Genomic DNA, 16,046 nt, shown 5'->3' with positions numbered 1-16,046 from the left:
CGACCGCCCGCCCGGCGTGTGCCACCGGCGTGGCACCCTCCCGTGCGCTTTGATCCCGGTATGACGGCGAAGGCAGAGAAGGCGGCGGCGAAGGCGGAAGAGTCCAGTGCCTACCACTGGCTGTTCGGCGATCAGCTCGGGCCCCACTTCGTCGATCCGGCGCGGGGCGGCCCGCACCGGGACGCCCCGCTCCTGATGATCGAGGCCCGCAGCGTCTTCAGGCGGCGGCGTTTCCACCGTGCCAAGGCACATTTGATCCTCTCGGCGATGCGGCACCGGGCCGCGGAGCTCGGTGACCGCGTGCGGTACGTCAAGGCGGACACCTACCGGGAGGGCCTGCGTCAGGCAGTGGGGGAGGACACCCCCGTCACCGTGCACCACCCGACGTCCCACGCGGCCCGCGCCTTCGTGGACGGGCTGCCCTCCGTACGCGTACTGCCCGCGCGCGGTTTCCTCGTGACGCACGACGAGTTCAGGACCTGGGCGGACGGCCACGGCACGAAGCACCTCCGGCAGGAGGACTTCTACCGCTGGGTCCGCCGGACGCACGACCTGTTGATGGAGGGCGACAGCCCCGTCGGCGGGAAGTGGAACCTGGACCACGACAACCGGGAGCCCCCGCCGAAAGACGCCGCCGACCTGGGCGTTCCGGCGCCGTACCACCCTCGCGAGAGTGAGATCGACGCCGAGGTGCGCGCCGATCTCGACCGCTGGACGCGTGACGGGGACGTCGAGTTCGTCGGCGACGACGGGCCCCGCACGTTCCCCGCCACGCGCCGCGAAGCACTCGCCGCGCTCCGTCGCTTCGTCGCACACCGGCTCGCCACTTTCGGGGCGTACGAGGACGCGGTTCTCGCGGGGGACAGGACGATGAGCCACAGCCTGCTCTCCTCCTCGCTCAACCTCGGCCTTGTCGACCCGGCCGAATGCGTCGAGAAGGCCGAGGCGCGATGGCGGTCGGGTGACGTGCCGCTCAACAGCGCCGAAGGCTTCGTACGACAGATCGCGGGCTGGCGCGAGTTCGTCTGGCACGTCTACTGGTACTTCGGTACTGAGTACCGGACGAGCAACACCCTGCGTCATCGCGCCCAACTGCCCGACTGGTTCACGGAGTTGTCCCCGGACGGGACCGACGCGAACTGCCTGACCCACGTACTGGGGCAGGTCCGCGAGACGGGCTGGACACATCACATTCCGCGCCTGATGATCCTGGGCAGTTTCGCCTTGCAGCGCGGGTGGGAGCCGGGGGCCGTCACCGACTGGTTCCTCCGCAGCTTCGTCGACGGCTACGACTGGGTCATGGTGCCGAACGTGGTGGGCATGTCGCAGTACGCGGACGGGGGCCGCATGACCACCAAGCCGTACACGTCGGGCGGCGCGTACATCGACCGCATGAGCGATCTCTGCGGGCCCTGCCGGTACAAGCCGTCCGTACGGGTCGGCGAGGACGCCTGCCCCTTCACCGCCGGGTACTGGAATCTGCTGCACCGGCACCGCGAGCGGTTCGAGCACAACGCGCGGATGTCGCAGGCGGTGCGGGGCCTCGACCGGCTCTCCGATCTCGACGAGCTGCTCGAACAGGAGCGCGGCCGCCGGGACTGACGGCAGCGGGGCTGACGGCAGCGGGATTGACGGCAGGACGAGAAGACCCGGGAGAGGATCAGTACGTGGACAGGGCGGCGGAGGAACCCGAGCAGCAGGCGCTCTTCGGATGGGCGGACACCGAGCCGGGGCAGACCCCGCAGCAGCCCTTCCGCGACAGCCCGCAGGCCCGCCGGATGCTCGACGTACGCGAGGTCTACGCGGAGCCCGCCGCCCTCGACTCGCCACGCGGCCGGCAGATCATGGCCCGGCTGCCGGACGCGCGCGTGACCGAGGTCCCCAGTCACTGGAACATCCCCGAACTGCACGGCAATGACGGCAACATCGGCCGGTGGGTCCGCATCAAGACCGAGACGCTGGTCCTCGGGGTCAAGCACACCCTGGCCACGCGCCCCAACGGAAGGTCCGCCGACTGGATCGCGCCCGGCCCCTCCAACGGCTGCGCGATGGCCTGCGCGTACTGCTACGTCCCCCGGCGCAAGGGCTTCGCCAACCCCATCACCCTGTTCACCAACATCGAGGCGATCGTGGCCCACGTACGGCGTCACGTACGGGCTCAGGGCCCCAAGGCGGAACCCAACCAGTGCGACCCCGAGGCCTGGGTCTACGACATCGGCGAGAACGGCGACTGCTCCGTCGACGCTCTGGTCTGCGACAACACGGCCGATCTCATCGCGGCGTTCCGCAGCCTCCCGACGGCGAAGGCGTCCTTCGCGACCAAGTTCGTCAACCCTGATCTGCTCGCGCTCGACCCGCGGGGGCGCACCCGGGTGCGGTTCTCGGTCATGCCGGCCGACGACGCCCGGCTGCTCGACATCCGCACCAGCCCGGTCGACGAGCGGATCGCCGCCGCCGCCGACTTCCTCGACGCCGGATACGAGGTCCACTTCAACCTCTCGCCCGTCGTCCTGCGCCCCGGATGGCAGCGGGACTGGGCCGACCTGCTCACCCGCCTCGACGACGTCCTGCCCGCCCGCGTGAAGGAACAGGCGGCGGCCGAGGTCATCATGCTCACCCACAACCAAGCGCTCCACGAGGTCAACCTGGGCTGGCACCCCCGCGCCGAGGACGTGCTGTGGCAGCCGGAGGCCCAGGAGACGAAGCGCTCACAGAACGGCGCCCTGAACGTGCGCTACTCCCTGGAGATCAAGCAGCAGTCCCTGGCACGCATCCGACAACTGATCGCGACGCACGCGCCGTGGCTGCGCGTCAGGTACGCCTTCTGAGTACGCGGGGCACACGGCTGCGTGAGGCGGGGCCCGTCGGGCCGCGGGCGGACCGTCAGCCCGCCGCCGCGAGGCCGGCCAGCCTGGCGCTGTCCTCCCACAGCGCTTGAGCCACATCGTCCCTGCGGGCCAGCTCCGACACGTCCTCCGGCCAGACGATCCGCCCCCGTCGCAACGCCGCCAGTACGCGGCCCTTCGGGGGTGCCGCGTTGCCGAGGACCAGATCGGCCAGGGCGTTCCCGGCCGCCGTACGGGTGTTGAAGTGGGGGTTCAGTCTGCGCAACGGCCGACGGAGGACCGGTGTGCCGAGCAGTGACCAGGCCGTCCGCAGGGGGAGCGAGAGACCGCCGGCGAGTCCTGTGCCGAAGACCTGGCCCGGATCGTAGGCGATCGCGGTGAGCCGGCGGGCCGGGAGCACCGAGAGCGACCGGGCGGTGAGGACGGCGCACAGCTTGGACGCGGTGTACGCGTGCTCGCCGGCTTTGCGCGGCCGGGAGTCGCGGCCGGGATCGCGATCGGGGTGGGCCAGCAGGTCAGCTTCCGCGTGGCGCGGCGGCGTGAGACCGGCCTTGGTGGCGGCATCGTACGTACCGCTCGTGGTCAGTACGACGAGCGCGCCCTCTCGCAGGGCGGGCAGCAGCAGGCGTATCAGGAGGTAGTGCGCGAGGTGGTTGACCGCGAACGTCGTCTCGAAGCCGTCGGCGGTTCTTCCGGCGACGTCGGGGCGGATCACGCCGGCGTTCAGGACGAGAGCGTCGACGGGGGCGCCGTCGAGCCGTTCGAGGACCGACACCGCGAAGGCGCGTACCGAGGAGAGTTCCGTCAGGTCGAGGGGGAGTGCCACCGACTCTCCGGCCGCCGGTTTCGTACGGCGGCGCGCGCCCAGGATCAGCTGCCGGGCCTCGCCCGACCCCGTCAGCCGCTCGGCGGCGACCCTTCCGAACCCCGAAGTGCCGCCGGTCATCACGGTCGTTGCCATGCCGCCCCCTCGGGGTCGTCTTCCCTGCGGGCCGACAGGGAGCCGCATCGCCGACGAGGCGGCTCCCGCCAGGCCCTTCGTGGTGGGAAATCCCGCATCACACCCATGGAGGGCACCGCGCGGGGAAGCGACGAGGGGGAGCCTCGTTCCTCGCGCCCGGGGCGGCCGACGCCACCCGTTGCGCGGTGGCTGCCGTCAACCAGCCGCTCCGATCGCGCCGTCACGACGTTACTCCGCCACGGCTGCACTGTCCGCACACACGCGGAGATGGTACGAACCGTTGCACTCTGTGCGTTTCTGCCTCACCGGCCGGGCAGGACCTGGATGCGGGACCGCGTCGGCCTCGCACCCCTGCCGCACCCGCCCGAGAGGGCGGTCTCAGCTCTTCTGCTCGACCCGCACCCAGTCGATCTCCGCCTTGACCCCGCCCGCCGCGATCCTGTCGACGCTTGACTGCGGCAGGCCCCAGTACGGCTGGGTGACCTTGTTCCAGCCGGCCGGGTAGGCGCCGCCCAGGGCGAGGTTGAGGATGACGTACTGGTCGTGGTCGAAGACCCACTCGCCGCGGGTGGCCTCCAGCTTGTCGCGCGTCGTCTCCTGCACCAGGCGGTCGTCGACGTAGAAGCGCATGCCCGTCGGTGTCCACTCCACCGCGTACGTGTGCCACTGGTCGGCGGTGCCGCCGCCCGGATAGGTCTGGCGGGCGCCGATGTTGCCGTCCGCCGAGTAGCCGGGACCGTGCAGCGCCGAGCTCGTCCAGTCCCCGTAGCCGATGTTCTCCATGATGTCGGTCTCGCCGGAGGCGGGCCACGAGACATCCGGATCGTCGACGTCACTGCCCAGCATCCAGAACGCGGGCCAGAAACCGTCGCCGACCGGCAGTTTCATGCGGGCGCTGACCTTGCCGTACGTGAAGTCGAACTTGGTGTTGGTGTCGACGCGGCCCGACGTGAAGTCATAGGTGCCGCCGCCCGCGGTGGTGCAGTTGTCGCAGTACTTCGCCTCCAGGGACAGACTGCCGTTCTCCGTACGGATGTTGTTCGTGGAGTCGACGTACGCCTGCGACTCGCCGTTGACCGAGCCCATCTCCTGGCCGGTCCTGACGACCCGCCACTTGGAGCGGTCCAGGCTCGCGCCCGTGAAGTCGTCGAAGAACGTCGTCCGGTACGTCCCCGACTGTTCTCCCGGCAGCGCCGGATACGCGGCGGACGCGCTGCCGCCCGTACCCCACACCTCGAACTCGTAGAGTGAGTAACCGAATTGGGCCGTCGACGGAGCCGGGTTGTAGAAGGACCGGCGTTCCTTGCCGAGCATCCGTACGTAGCGCCCTGTCGCCGGCTGGGAGAGCTTCACGCTGTCGTGCAGACCCACCGCGTCACCCGGCGACTTGACGCCGGCCCGCCGGGCCGCGACCTCCGAGGCGGAGGGTTTGTGCACGGTGCGCCAGTTCTGGTTGTCGTCGGAGACCTGGAGCTCGTAGTCGACCGCGTAGGCCGCCTCCCAGTACAGGTCCACGGTGTCGATGGTGGAGCGCGCCCCCAGGTCGACCGAGACCCAGCGGTTGGCGTTCCAGTCGCTGGACCAGCGGGACTGATCGGCCTTGAGGCCGGCGGGCCGGCCGCCGTCCGTCACGAAGGACGGTGAATTGCCCGCGTGCTGATAGCGGTTGGAGTAGGCGGGATGGTGCAGGGCGAGGTTCGAGCGGGTCGTCGAGGCCGGGGCGGGCTCACCGCCGTAGACCTTGAAGGCGTGCAGCGAGTAGCCCCAGGACGTGGCGCGTTCGACGCCGCGCATCCTCACGTAGCGTCCCGTCACCTCGCGGGGATACGTGTGGGCGGTGACGGTGCCGCCCGTGCCCGCCGTCTCGGTGTAGAAGGGCGTCCAGTCGGTGCCGTTCTTCGACACCTCAAGGACGTACTTCTTGCCGTAGGCGGCTTCCCAGTCCAGCACGACGCGATCGACGCGCAGGGTGGTGCCGAGGTCGACGCGTATCCACGCGTCGTCCGCGAACTGGCTCGACCAGCGGGTCGAGGCGTTGCCGTCGAAGGCGGCGCCGGGACCGGCGCTGCCCGCCTCGTTGCCGGACGCGGTCGCGGCGGCCGGATTCGCGGCGTACGCCTCGGCCGCGCGGTCGGTGTCCCAGGCCGCGGCGGCGGCAGTGGCCGGACCGCCCGGATTGTCGGCCGGCGCGGCGGAGGCGAGGCCCGTCAGCAAGGTCAGGGTGCAGGCCGTCGCCAGCGCGACGACGGGGGCGAGTCTGCGGGTGCGGCTCTGTCTTCGGGGGGTGCCGGAGTGCATGCTGCTCTCCTTGCGGGTGGGTGAACTGGCTGGTGGGGGAGGGTGGTTCAGGGGTACTGGACCACCTGGGACGGCACCGTGTCGGAGCCCGAAGTGGGGTTGCCCGTCGAGTTGATGACGTGTGCGTACTGCCCCTTGCCGCCGAGCGAGACGACGAGCAGGTGGTGGAACTTCACGCCGGACTTGTTCGGGGCCTGGAATCCGTGCTCCTGCACGATGGACGGGGCGACGTTGTAATAGCAGTAGCTGCCGAGTCCCCATGCCTCGTGTGTGTTGACGGAGTCGGCGACCTTGTAGGCGGCGTAGCCCCGGATGCTGCCGTTCTGGATGGCGGCCTGGTTGGGGGCGTCGTACGCCTTCTCGTTCTGGTAGAAGATCGTGCGCCCGCGCTCGCCGTTCCACTGCACGTCGTACTTGTTGAAGTGCTCCACGAACAGGCCCGTGGCGAGCACGTCGGCGCCGTTGACGACCACGCCGTAGTCGGCCCGGTTGGTCTCCCAGCCGACACCGTCGCCGTGGTCCGCGCGCCAGACCCAGGTGTGGTCGACGATGGTGTGGCGGCTGTTGACCACCAGGCTGGTGGTCGCCTTGCCCGCGCCCGCTCCGCCGATACGGATGAACACGTCCTGCACGGTGGTCGGGTTGCCGACGTGCGAGGCGCCCGCACCCGAGGGGCCGACCTCGACGAGCGTCCTGGAGTTCTGCGGCCCCGCGTCGACGAGGAATCCGGCCAGCCGCACGCCGTCCACGTCGGCGGTCTTCACCGCGGTGACGCCGTTGTCCGGTATGAGGGTGGCGTAGCCGATGCCGAGGACGACGGTGTTGGCCTTCTTGACCTGGATCGGCCGGTCGAGGCGGTAGATGCCGGGGGTGAGCAGGAGGTGCAGCCCGCGGTCGAGCGCGGCGTTCAGGGTGGCCGCGCTGTCGCCCTCCTTGGCTACGTAGAAGGCGGAGAGGGACAGGGACTGTCCCTGCGGGGTGCCGTGGCCCCAGCTGGTGCCGCGCGCGTTGGTGCGCAGGGCGGGCAGGAAGACCTTGTACTCGCCGCCGTCGAGGTAGAGGAAGGGCTTCTCGCGGGAGTACGGGGTGTTGTTCAGGGTCGTGTAGGGCGGGTTGGGGAAGGAGTCGCCGGGGGCGCCCTCGACGCCGGAGAAGACCATGTTCCACACCGCGTTCAGCCAGCCGCCGATCGAACTGTCCCGGGTGTACCACTGCTGCTGCGAGTACGGCTGTACGGTCCCGTCGATCCGGCTGTCGGCGATGTAGCCGCCGCTGGCCCAGCCGTAGCCGTTGGGGGCGAGGTTCAGGTCGCCGCGGATGTGCATACGGCGGAACGGCGCGGCCTGGGAGACCGCCCAGCGGTTGGCGCCGCTGACCGGCGAGAGGGAGAGATTCTCCGCCGAGCGCCAGAAGTTCTGCGTGGCGTTGCCGTTGAACCAGCCCGCGTCGACGGTGACGTCCCCGTTGAAGTGCGTGTCGTCGGGGGACAGGCCAAGGCCCATGATCGAGGTGTAGAAGCCGATCTGGGCGTTGAGGCCGCCGTAGGTGCCGGGCTTGAAGAGCAGCGCGTAACGGGCCCTGCCGAACTGCGCGGACTCCTGCTTCTTGAAGACCTCGTCGAGCTTCGCCTGGATGCCCCCGGTGGAGGGGTCGAAGATGATGACGTTCGGTCCGAAGTCAGGGGCGGCGGCGTTCGCCGGCTGGGGTCCGCGGGCGGCGGGGGCCTGCGCCGGGGGCGCGTCGGGGGCGGCGACCGCGTGGGAGGCGAGCATCCCGGTGGCCGGAACCGCGAGCGCCGCGGCGAGGGCGGCGCGGCGGGAGAGGGTGGATCCGGTGCCGGGCTTGGGCGTGTGCTCAGACATGGGGAGTCTTCCTGTCAGGAGGGGGGGTCGGCACAGCTGGGGGTGCGTGGGGCGGGTGGGTAAAGGGGGTGGGCACAGCGGTGCCGTATGCGTTCGGTTTGCGTTCAGAACATGAACGTTGATCGCTGAGAGAGCGCTCTCTCGCGTTGGATAGTTGTGTCTGCGACAAGTCGCGTCAAGGGGGTGCGCACGATGTCGCACTGACTGGGCGGAGAGAAGTCAACTAGGTGCCCGTGTGGGCAAGTTGGCGCCAATAGCTCGTACGTGGGGGAAATGTCCACCAGGGTGGGACGCGTGCCGCCCGCGTCGGCGCGTCCCGCATTTGGTCACCGACCAGGCAAAGAGACCCGAACACCCGCCCAGCCGGTTGCTATAAAGACACCGTGACTCCCGACGCCCTGCGCCCCGCCCGCCCCGTGACCCTGGAGGACGTGGCCCGGACGGCGGGGGTGTCACGCGCCACCGTCTCCCGTGTCGTGAACGGCGCGCCCACCGTCGACCCGGAGCTGCGCCGCAAGGTGGAGGAGGCCGTCGAGGCCACCGGATACGTGCCCAACCAGGCGGCCCGCTCCCTGGTGACCCAGCGCACCGACTCCATCGCCCTGGTGGTCTCCGAGCAGGAGCGGCGGCCGGTCGCGGCACCGTTCGTGGGCCGGATGTTCACCGATCCGCACTTCGGGCGGGTGGTCGGCGGGCTCCTGGACGTGCTGCGCCCGGCCGGGGTGCAGATGGTCTTGATGCTGGTGGACGACGACACCTCGCGGCGGCAGTTCCTTTCGTATCTGCGCCAGGGGCATGTGGACGGCACCGTGCTCGTCTCCTCGCACGCCTCCGATCCGCTTCCCCGGCTGCTCGCGGAGTCCGGGCTCCCCGCCGTACTGGCCGGGCGCCCGGCGGTCACGGTGCCGTTGCCGTACGTGGAGGTGGACCAGCGGGCGGGGGCGCGGATGGCCGTCGACCGGCTTGTCTCCGGGGGGCGCCGCAGGATCGGCACCATCGCGGGGCCGCAGGACATGCCGGCTGCCCGGGAACGCCTCGACGGCTTCCGTGACGCCCTTGCCTCGCACGGCGTCACCGGCGCACCGTGGGCGGAGGCGGACTTCACGCGGGTGGGGGGCGCGGAGGCGATGCGGCGGCTCCTGGCCGAAGTCCCGGACCTGGACGGCGTGTTCGTCGCATCTGACCTGATGGCGCAGGGCGCGTTGCAGACGCTGCTGCGCACGGGCAGGCGGCTGCCGAGGGACGTGGCCGTGGTCGGCTTCGACGACAGCGAGGCAGCCCGATCCTGCGAGCCCGCTCTGACGACGGTCCGGCAACCGGTCGAGGAGATGGCCGCCGAGATGGCCAGGCTGCTCCTCGGCCTCATCAAACAGCCGGGTGACGCGCCGCTGTCGATGGTGTTCCGGCCGACGCTGGTGGAGCGGGCCTCGGCGTGACCCTGATCGTGCTAGCACCGGCCGCGCGTCGCGACGTAACTCCGTCGTCCTGGACGTGACCCCCGTCGTTCTGCACGTGTTGGACGTGGCCCCCGTCGTCCTGCGCGCGGGCCCCGCTCAGGACAGGAACGCCACCAGCGTGACCGTGGTCCCGCTCTCGTGGACCGTGACCTCACAGCGGTCCGCGAGGGCCTGGGCCAGCCACAGCCCCCGGCCGTTCTCGGCCTCGTCCGTGTCGGGGAGGCTGGCCGACTCGCACGGCTCGGGACAGCTGAGACCGGGCCCGCTGTCCGTGATGGCGCAGCGCAACCCCGCCTCCGCGAGCGCGAGATGGAGGCGCCCCTTGCCCCCGCCGTGCACGACGGCATTGCTCGCGACCTCGTGCACGGCGAGCACGAAGTCGCTGAGCCGGGGTTCGCACAGGCCCGCGTCCTCGGCGCGACGGGTGACGAGCAGCCTCAGGCGCGCCAAGTCGGACATGGTGAAGGGGTGTTCGAGGAGGGTGGCCCCGGCGGGGATGAGTGCGAGGGTGTCGTTGGCGTGTTCCCGGTGCGGGGCCGGGTCACCGCCGTTGTCGTCGTTGCCGATGCCGCGGTTGAGGATCACTGAAACGATCACTTCACCCTTCGCCCAGGACGAGTTGAGGTACTTCGGAGGCTCCGCAGAGCCGTAACACTTTGTCCTGCACGTGTGAGCAGCGGACCGCGAGGAGGTGGTCACGGGGGAGCCTGCTCGCGAGTCGCATCAGCGTCGATGCGCCGTGTATGTCCATGAAGCACAGCTCGGACAGGTCGAGTACGTGAGGCCGGCCGGGATCGGCCAGGGCGCGCCCGAGCCCCGAGTCGAACTGCTCGCGCGTCGCGAGGTCGACGTCTCCGGCGATCCGCAGCTCGGCGCCGGCCCGGGTGATCTCCAGTGCGCCGAGGCGCCGTAGTACCCGTTTGGGATGTGCGCCGTGAATCCGGTCGAGGACGCCTTCGTCGAACTTCCGCAGGTCGTACTCGCAGACGGCGGTGAATCCGATCCCGGCGAAGAGCGGCGAGAGGCCCGCCTCGTACTCGATCAGGAGATCGACGTCGACGCCCGGTCCGGCGGCCCAGCCCATGTCACCGACCACCCGGATGCCCGAGAAGCCGCCGTGCCGGGCCTTGTCGGTCAGCTCGACCCACGCTTGGGAACGTTCGGTGGCATCGAAGCCGGCCGCCGGGTCGTAGCCGGGAACGTCGTCGACCACGACGAGGCGGCCGTCCATGAGCGCGGGTCCCAGGCGGAAGCCGCCGGTACTGAGGTGTTCGGCCGCGAGCGCGGGAGTGGTCGCCCGGTCGGTGAAGAAGATCACTTGCTCGCCGCGCGAGAGGCCGATGTCGGCGTACGCGGCACGGAGTTCCCAGCGCGATTCGTCGTCGTCGAAACCGAGGCATGCGTGATCCCCGGAGTTCAGACGGGTGACGGAGACCGTCCTGGTCACAGAACTGGCGTCCATGAGGCCGACCTTAGGGGTGGCGCGAGGCGACACGGCGGCTGTGATCATTGTTGACTGAAGTCGTTCCAATCGCTGGACAACTAGATAATTGATTGCGGCGAGCGATCGGTGAAGGTGATGATCCCCGTATGGTTCCGACCCCTCCCGACGGCCGTGCGGGGATCGACGCCGCCCTGGTGAAGCGTCTGGTCGCCGCGCAGTTCCCGCAATGGCGCGATCTTCCGGTGCGGCCGGTTCAGGTCGACGGCTGGGACAACCGGACCTACCGCCTCGGTGACACCCTGACGGCCCGGCTGCCCACGGCCGCGGGCTATGTCCCCGCGGTCGCCAAGGAGAGCGAGTGGCTGCCCCGCCTCGCGCCGTCCCTGCCGTACGCCGTCCCGCCGATCCTCGGCCAGGGCGCTCCGGGCGAGGGCTACCCCTTCCCGTGGTCGGTGCGCGGCTGGCTCGACGGTGAGACCGCGGCTGCCGGACGCATCGACGACATGGCCCAGTTCGCGCTCTCCGTGGCCGAGTTCCTCCTCGCCCTCCAGCGCTGCGACACCACCGGGGGCCCGCTCGCCGGCGAGCACAGCTGGTATCGGGGGGCGTCCCCCGCGTACTACGACGAGGAGACCCGGCGGTGCCTGGCCGCCCTTGAGGGCCGCGTCGACACGGACAGGGCGGCGGCCGTCTGGGAGGCCGCACTCGCCGCCGAGTGGCGCGGGGAGCCCGTGTGGTTCCACGGCGACGTCGCCCCCGGCAACCTGCTGGTCGCCGACGGCAAGCTGACCGCCGTCATCGATTTCGGCACCTCGGGCGTCGGCGACCCGGCCTGCGATCTGGTGATCGCGTGGGGGATGTTCTCGGGCGAGAGCCGGGAGGCGTTCCGCGGCGCGGTCGGCCAGGACGAGGGCACTTGGGCGCGGGCCCGCAGCTGGCTGCTGTGGAAGTGCCTGCTGACCCTGTCCGAGCACATCGACACCGACCCGCAGCAGGCGGCACTCGACCAGCACCTGATCGCGGAGGTCCTCGCCGATCACGAGCTCCGGGGCTGACGCGGGCACGGCGCCGCCTGGGTGCGGGGCACGGCACCGCCCGGGTGCGGGACACAGCACTGCCAGGGCGCGGGCACAGCACTGCCGGGTGCGGGCACAGCACTGCCCGGGCGCGGGCACGGCGCCGCTTGGGTGCGGGCCCAGCACCGCGGCTGACGCGGGCACGGCGCCGCGGCTGACGTGGGCACGGCGCCGCTCGGACGCGGGCGTCCCCGTCCGCCGGCGAAGTGTGGTGCGCCGGAGCGTCCTACGTCGGCACGACCGTCGTCTCCGTCGCCTTCACGCTGGTCCACACCGACGTCCCGTCCGTGAGGCCTAGTTCGGCGGCGGCCTGCGGGGTGATCTCGGCCACCAGGTCGGGAGCCTCCCGCGAGGTGATCAGGAGGCGCAGGCGGCTGCCGCTCGCGGTGATCTCGCGGATGGTGCCGGGCCAGACGTTGCGGGGACTGCCGGTGGGCTTGTCGCGGTGCACGGACACCGCCTCTGGCGCGATGATCGCCAGGGCCTCGGTGCCGGGCGGGAGCGGGTCGGCGGTCACGAGGGTCCCCCCGCCTGGCAGGACGAGGCCCTCGGGCGCCGCGACGCCGGGCCAGGCGTTGCGGCCGAGCATCCTGGCCACCCAGGGGGAGCGGGGGCGCCGTGTCACCTCGGCGGGTGTCTCGTCCTGGAGGGCGAGCCCCTCGTCCAGTACGAGAACACGGTCGGCCAGGGACACCGCCTCGACGGGGTCGTGCGTGACGATCAGGCAGACCCCGCCGAAGGTGTCGAGGTGCGTGCGCAAGGTGTGGCGTACGTGGGCGCGGGTCGTCTGGTCGAGCGAGGCGAGCGGCTCGTCGAGCAGGAGCAGCCGGGGGCGGGCGGCCAACGCCCTTGCCAGCGCCACCCGTTGGGCCTGACCGCCGGACACCTGGGCCGGCCTGCGGTGCGCGAGGTGCCCGACTCCGAGCCGGTCGAGCCACTCCTGCGCGCGGCGCCGGGCCTCGGCACGCGGAACCCCGAGCGCGCGCGGCCCGTACGCCGTGTTGGCCAGTGCGCTCATATGCGGGAAGAGGGCGCCGTCCTGCGGCACCCAGGAGACGTGCCGGCGGTGCGGCGGCAGCCCGGTGACGTCCGTGCCGCCGAGACGGAGCTCGGCATGGGCGCGCGGGGTGAGACCGAGAAGCGCGCGCAGAAGCGTGGTCTTGCCCGCACCGTTGGGTCCGACGACGGCGATGGTGGTACCTGGTTCGGCGTCCAGGGTGAGCCGGTTGAAGCCGGTGAGGACGGCGTGCAGGGACCAGTGGTCGGGGGTGAGTGGAGCGGGTGGGGTGAGCGGTGCGGGCTTGGCTTGGGGGAGTTCGGCGGGGTCGGTATTGGGGGGCTCGGGTTCGTCTGAACCGGCATTGGTGGGCTCGGCATCGGCGGCCCCGGCAACGGTGGACTCGGCATTGGCGGTCCCGGCCACGGCGGGTTCGGCACCGGTGGACCCGGCATCGGCGGTCCCCGCGACCGTGGGCTTGGCAACGTCGGACCCGCCAATGGCCGCCCCGGCCACGGCTGGCCCGGCATCGGCGGGACTGGCAACGGTGGGCTTGGCACCGGCCGCCCCCGCGCCGGCGGTCCCGGCGTCGGACGCGCCGGCCACGGTGGGCTCCGGCTCCGTGGCTCGGGGCGCGTCCGGCTCGGTCGGCAGTTGCTTGGCGCCTCGGGGCTCTCCGGATCGCCTGCCCCGTCGGCCGCCGGGAGTGCTCATCCAGCGGCCGCGCAGCGCGACGAGCACCGCCATGGCGATGGCGAGCAGTAGCAGCGACACGGATGTCGCGGCCTCGGGGGAGTCCTGGAGCAGGAGATACACCTGCAGCGGCAGGGTCTGAGTGCTGCCGGGGAGGTTGCCCGCGAAGGTGATGGTCGCGCCGAACTCGCCCAGGGCGCGGGCCCAGGTCAGGGCGGCCCCGGCGATGAGCCCGGGGGCGACCATGGGCAGCGTGACGGTGCGGAAAACCCGTACCGGCGAGGCGCCCAGGGACGCCGCGGTTTCCTCGTAACGCGGGCTGAGTCCGCCGAGCGCGCCTTCCAGGCTGATGACGAGGAACGGCATCGCGACGAAGGTCGCCGCGATCACCGCGCCCGACGTATGGAACGGCAGGGTGATCCCGAACGTGTCCTCCAGCCACGGCCCGAGCAGCCCGCGCCGCCCGAAGGCGAGCAGCAGGGCGACGCCGCCCACGGTGGGCGGCAGGACCATCGGGAGCAGCACGAGGGAACGTACGACGGCCTTGCCGGGGAAGTCGACGCGGGCGAGGAGCCAGGCCAGCGGTACCCCGAGCAGCAGGGAGAGGGCCAGCGCCCAGAAGGAGACGACGAGGGACAGCTTCAGCGCCTGTGTCGTTCCCTCGGTGGTCAGATGGGCGCCGAGCTCGCCCCATTCGGTGCGGACGAGAATCCCGAGCAGCGGGAGGAGCAGGAACGCGACGGCGAGCAGCGCGGGGATCGCGAGGGCGATCGGGGTGCGGGGGCCGGAGGTACGGCCGCGCAGGCGTTTCATCGTGGTCCCTGGGTCCCTGGGGTGCGCTCGGGATGGTCTCGCGAGGTGAGGGGGCGTCAGGAGCGTGCCGGGGGACGGCCCGGCGGCCCCGACCGGGGAGGCGGTCGGCCCCCTCACCCCGGCTCGTGCGGCCACGGCTTCTCGAAGCAGTGGCTACGGGTGTGACTACTGCCGCTACCGCTCCTGCTGCTACGGCTTTTCGAAGCCCGCGTTCTTCAGGATCTTCTGCGCGGCGGGCGTGGACAGCCACTTCACGAACGCCGCCGCGGCGTCCGCGTGTTCCGACGTCTTCAGGGTGGCCGCGGGGTACTCGGCGATCGCGTTCTCGCCGTCCGGAATCCTGACCGCGTCGACCTTCTCGGTGGCGGTGGCGGCGTCCGTCTTGTAGACGAGCCCGGCGTCCGCCTCGCCCAGTTCGACCTTGCTCAGGACCGCGCGGACGTTGGGCTCCTGCGAGACCGGCCGCACGTCGATCTTCTGGTCGTCCAGGATCTGCTTGCTGTAGCGGCCGACCGGCACCTCGGGCGCCGCGAGGACGACCTTCAGCTTGCTGTCGGAGAGGTCCTTCAGCTCGGCGACCTTCTTCGGGTTGCCCTCGCCGACCGCGATGACCAGGCGATTCTTGGCGATCACGGACGGCGCCCCGGTGTCGGACCGCAGGCCGTCCATGGTCTTGGTGTCGGCGGTGACCAGGGCGTCGGCGGGGGCGCCCTGCTTGACCTGGGCGGCGAGTTCCTGGGAACCGGCGAAGGAGAAATTGACCTTCGTCCCCGGGTTCTCCTTCTCGTACGCGGCACCGGCAGTCTTGAAGACGTCGGTGAGCGAGGACGCGGCGAGCACCGTCAGGTCGGCCTTCTGGGCTGAGTCGCCCGCGGCCTTCCCGGCGCCGTCGCCCTCGTCGTCGTTGCCGCAGGCGGCGAGCGGGACGAGCAGGGCGGCCGTGAGCACGGCGGCGGCGGTGCGGCGCCCGGCGGTGCGGCGCCCGGCGGGGCTGAGAGCTGGGGACATGAGCGTGGAACTCCTTGGGGGCGAGGCCGGCGGCGCGGCCCTGCCCATAGGTGCGGACCGGGAGTGCGGACCCGGGGTGCGGACCGGGAGTGCGGACCGGGGGTCAGGTGCGGTCGATGTGCACGCTGGTGGACTTCACGCGGGCGGTCGCCTGCATGCCGACCTCCAGACCGAGCTCCTCCACGGCCTCCCTGGTCAGGAGCGAGACGAGCCGGTGCGGACCTGCCTGGATCTCGACCTGGGCCGCGACATCGCCGAGCTTCACGGCGGTGACGATGCCGGGAAAGGCGTTCCGGGCCGAGGTGTAGGGGACGTCGTCCTCGCCGGCGCCCCCATGCGCCTGTCCCTGCGCGACCTCGACGGAGAACGCGGCGAGGTCGCGGCCGTCGATGAGCCGACGGCCGCCCTCGTCGCGGTGGGTCGCGACCCGTCCGGCGTCCGCCCAGCGGCGGGCCGTATCGGGGCTGACGCCGAGCAGACGCGCCGCCTGTCCGATCGTGTAGGACTGCATACGCGCCACGATAAGCCGCATCACCTGGCATCTACAACATCTATGGGCGATTGTCCATGGCAGATGCCGGTAGATGCCAA

12 protein-coding genes are annotated in these 16,046 nt (G+C 71.3%); 4 read left to right on the top strand and 8 right to left on the bottom strand.

Going from position 1 to position 16,046, the window contains the following annotated elements; genetic code table 11:
* Window positions 1-60: 60 nt before the first annotated feature.
* Together IE226_RS18735 and IE226_RS18730 are read left to right on the top strand one after the other, a co-directional pair.
* The gene (locus IE226_RS18735) at window positions 61-1,602 is read left to right on the top strand and encodes a cryptochrome/photolyase family protein (RefSeq protein WP_190082415.1); all 1,542 of its coding nucleotides are present in this window, start codon (window positions 61-63) and stop codon (window positions 1,600-1,602) included.
* Window positions 1,603-1,667: 65 nt separating this feature from the next.
* On the top strand, window positions 1,668-2,828 hold the full coding sequence (locus IE226_RS18730) for a spore photoproduct lyase family protein (RefSeq protein WP_190082414.1): 1,161 nt from the start codon (window positions 1,668-1,670) through the stop codon (window positions 2,826-2,828).
* Window positions 2,829-2,883: 55 nt separating this feature from the next.
* On the opposite strand, the gene IE226_RS18725 is transcribed toward IE226_RS18730, so the two are convergent.
* The 3 genes from IE226_RS18725 to IE226_RS18715 form a co-directional block, all read right to left on the bottom strand.
* Window positions 2,884-3,807, bottom strand: coding sequence for an SDR family NAD(P)-dependent oxidoreductase (locus IE226_RS18725; RefSeq protein ID WP_190082413.1), 924 nt, complete (start codon window positions 3,805-3,807; stop codon window positions 2,884-2,886).
* 378 nt (window positions 3,808-4,185) lie between these two features.
* A complete protein-coding gene (locus IE226_RS18720) occupies window positions 4,186-6,105 on the bottom strand; it encodes a discoidin domain-containing protein (protein ID WP_190082412.1) in 1,920 nt (639 codons plus the stop codon).
* Window positions 6,106-6,152: 47 nt separating this feature from the next.
* Window positions 6,153-7,967: a pectate lyase-like domain-containing protein gene (locus IE226_RS18715; RefSeq protein WP_190082411.1), complete on the bottom strand. Its 1,815-nt coding sequence runs from the start codon at window positions 7,965-7,967 to the stop codon at window positions 6,153-6,155.
* 383 nt (window positions 7,968-8,350) lie between these two features.
* On the opposite strand from IE226_RS18715, the gene IE226_RS18710 reads away from it, so the two are divergent.
* Window positions 8,351-9,403 carry a LacI family DNA-binding transcriptional regulator gene (locus IE226_RS18710; RefSeq protein ID WP_190082410.1) on the top strand — a complete coding sequence of 351 codons (1,053 nt, stop codon included), beginning with the start codon at window positions 8,351-8,353 and terminating at the stop codon, window positions 9,401-9,403.
* Between the two features lie 117 nt (window positions 9,404-9,520).
* Here the strand turns inward: IE226_RS18710 and IE226_RS18705 are convergent, their stop codons facing one another.
* On the bottom strand, window positions 9,521-10,021 hold the full coding sequence (locus IE226_RS18705; protein WP_229871200.1) for an ATP-binding protein: 501 nt from the start codon (window positions 10,019-10,021) through the stop codon (window positions 9,521-9,523).
* Between the two features lies 1 nt (window position 10,022).
* Window positions 10,023-10,886: an MEDS and STAS domain-containing protein gene (locus tag IE226_RS18700; protein ID WP_190082409.1), complete on the bottom strand. Its 864-nt coding sequence runs from the start codon at window positions 10,884-10,886 to the stop codon at window positions 10,023-10,025.
* 128 nt (window positions 10,887-11,014) lie between these two features.
* Here IE226_RS18700 and IE226_RS18695 point away from each other — a divergent pair, with 128 nt between their 5' ends.
* Entirely contained in the window at window positions 11,015-11,923 is a 909-nt protein-coding gene (locus tag IE226_RS18695; RefSeq protein WP_190082408.1) for an aminoglycoside phosphotransferase family protein, read from the top strand.
* Between the two features lie 247 nt (window positions 11,924-12,170).
* Here IE226_RS18695 and IE226_RS18690 read toward each other — a convergent pair whose 3' ends face one another.
* The 3 genes from IE226_RS18690 to IE226_RS18680 all read right to left on the bottom strand — a co-directional run bounded on the left by IE226_RS18690 (window position 12,171) and on the right by IE226_RS18680 (window position 15,966).
* Complete coding sequence (locus IE226_RS18690; protein ID WP_190082407.1) at window positions 12,171-14,447, bottom strand: ABC transporter permease; 2,277 nt, start codon at window positions 14,445-14,447, stop codon at window positions 12,171-12,173.
* A gap of 189 nt (window positions 14,448-14,636) precedes the next feature.
* A complete protein-coding gene (modA, locus tag IE226_RS18685) occupies window positions 14,637-15,455 on the bottom strand; it encodes a molybdate ABC transporter substrate-binding protein (RefSeq protein ID WP_190082406.1) in 819 nt (272 codons plus the stop codon).
* Window positions 15,456-15,558: 103 nt separating this feature from the next.
* The gene (locus IE226_RS18680) at window positions 15,559-15,966 is read right to left on the bottom strand and encodes a TOBE domain-containing protein (protein WP_190082405.1); all 408 of its coding nucleotides are present in this window, start codon (window positions 15,964-15,966) and stop codon (window positions 15,559-15,561) included.
* Between the last annotated feature and the right edge of the window lie 80 nt (window positions 15,967-16,046).

It is taken from the genome of Streptomyces longisporoflavus (assembly GCF_014649775.1).
Classification (GTDB): domain Bacteria; phylum Actinomycetota; class Actinomycetes; order Streptomycetales; family Streptomycetaceae; genus Streptomyces; species Streptomyces longisporoflavus.
This window is presented reverse-complemented; position numbering and strand designations above follow the sequence as displayed.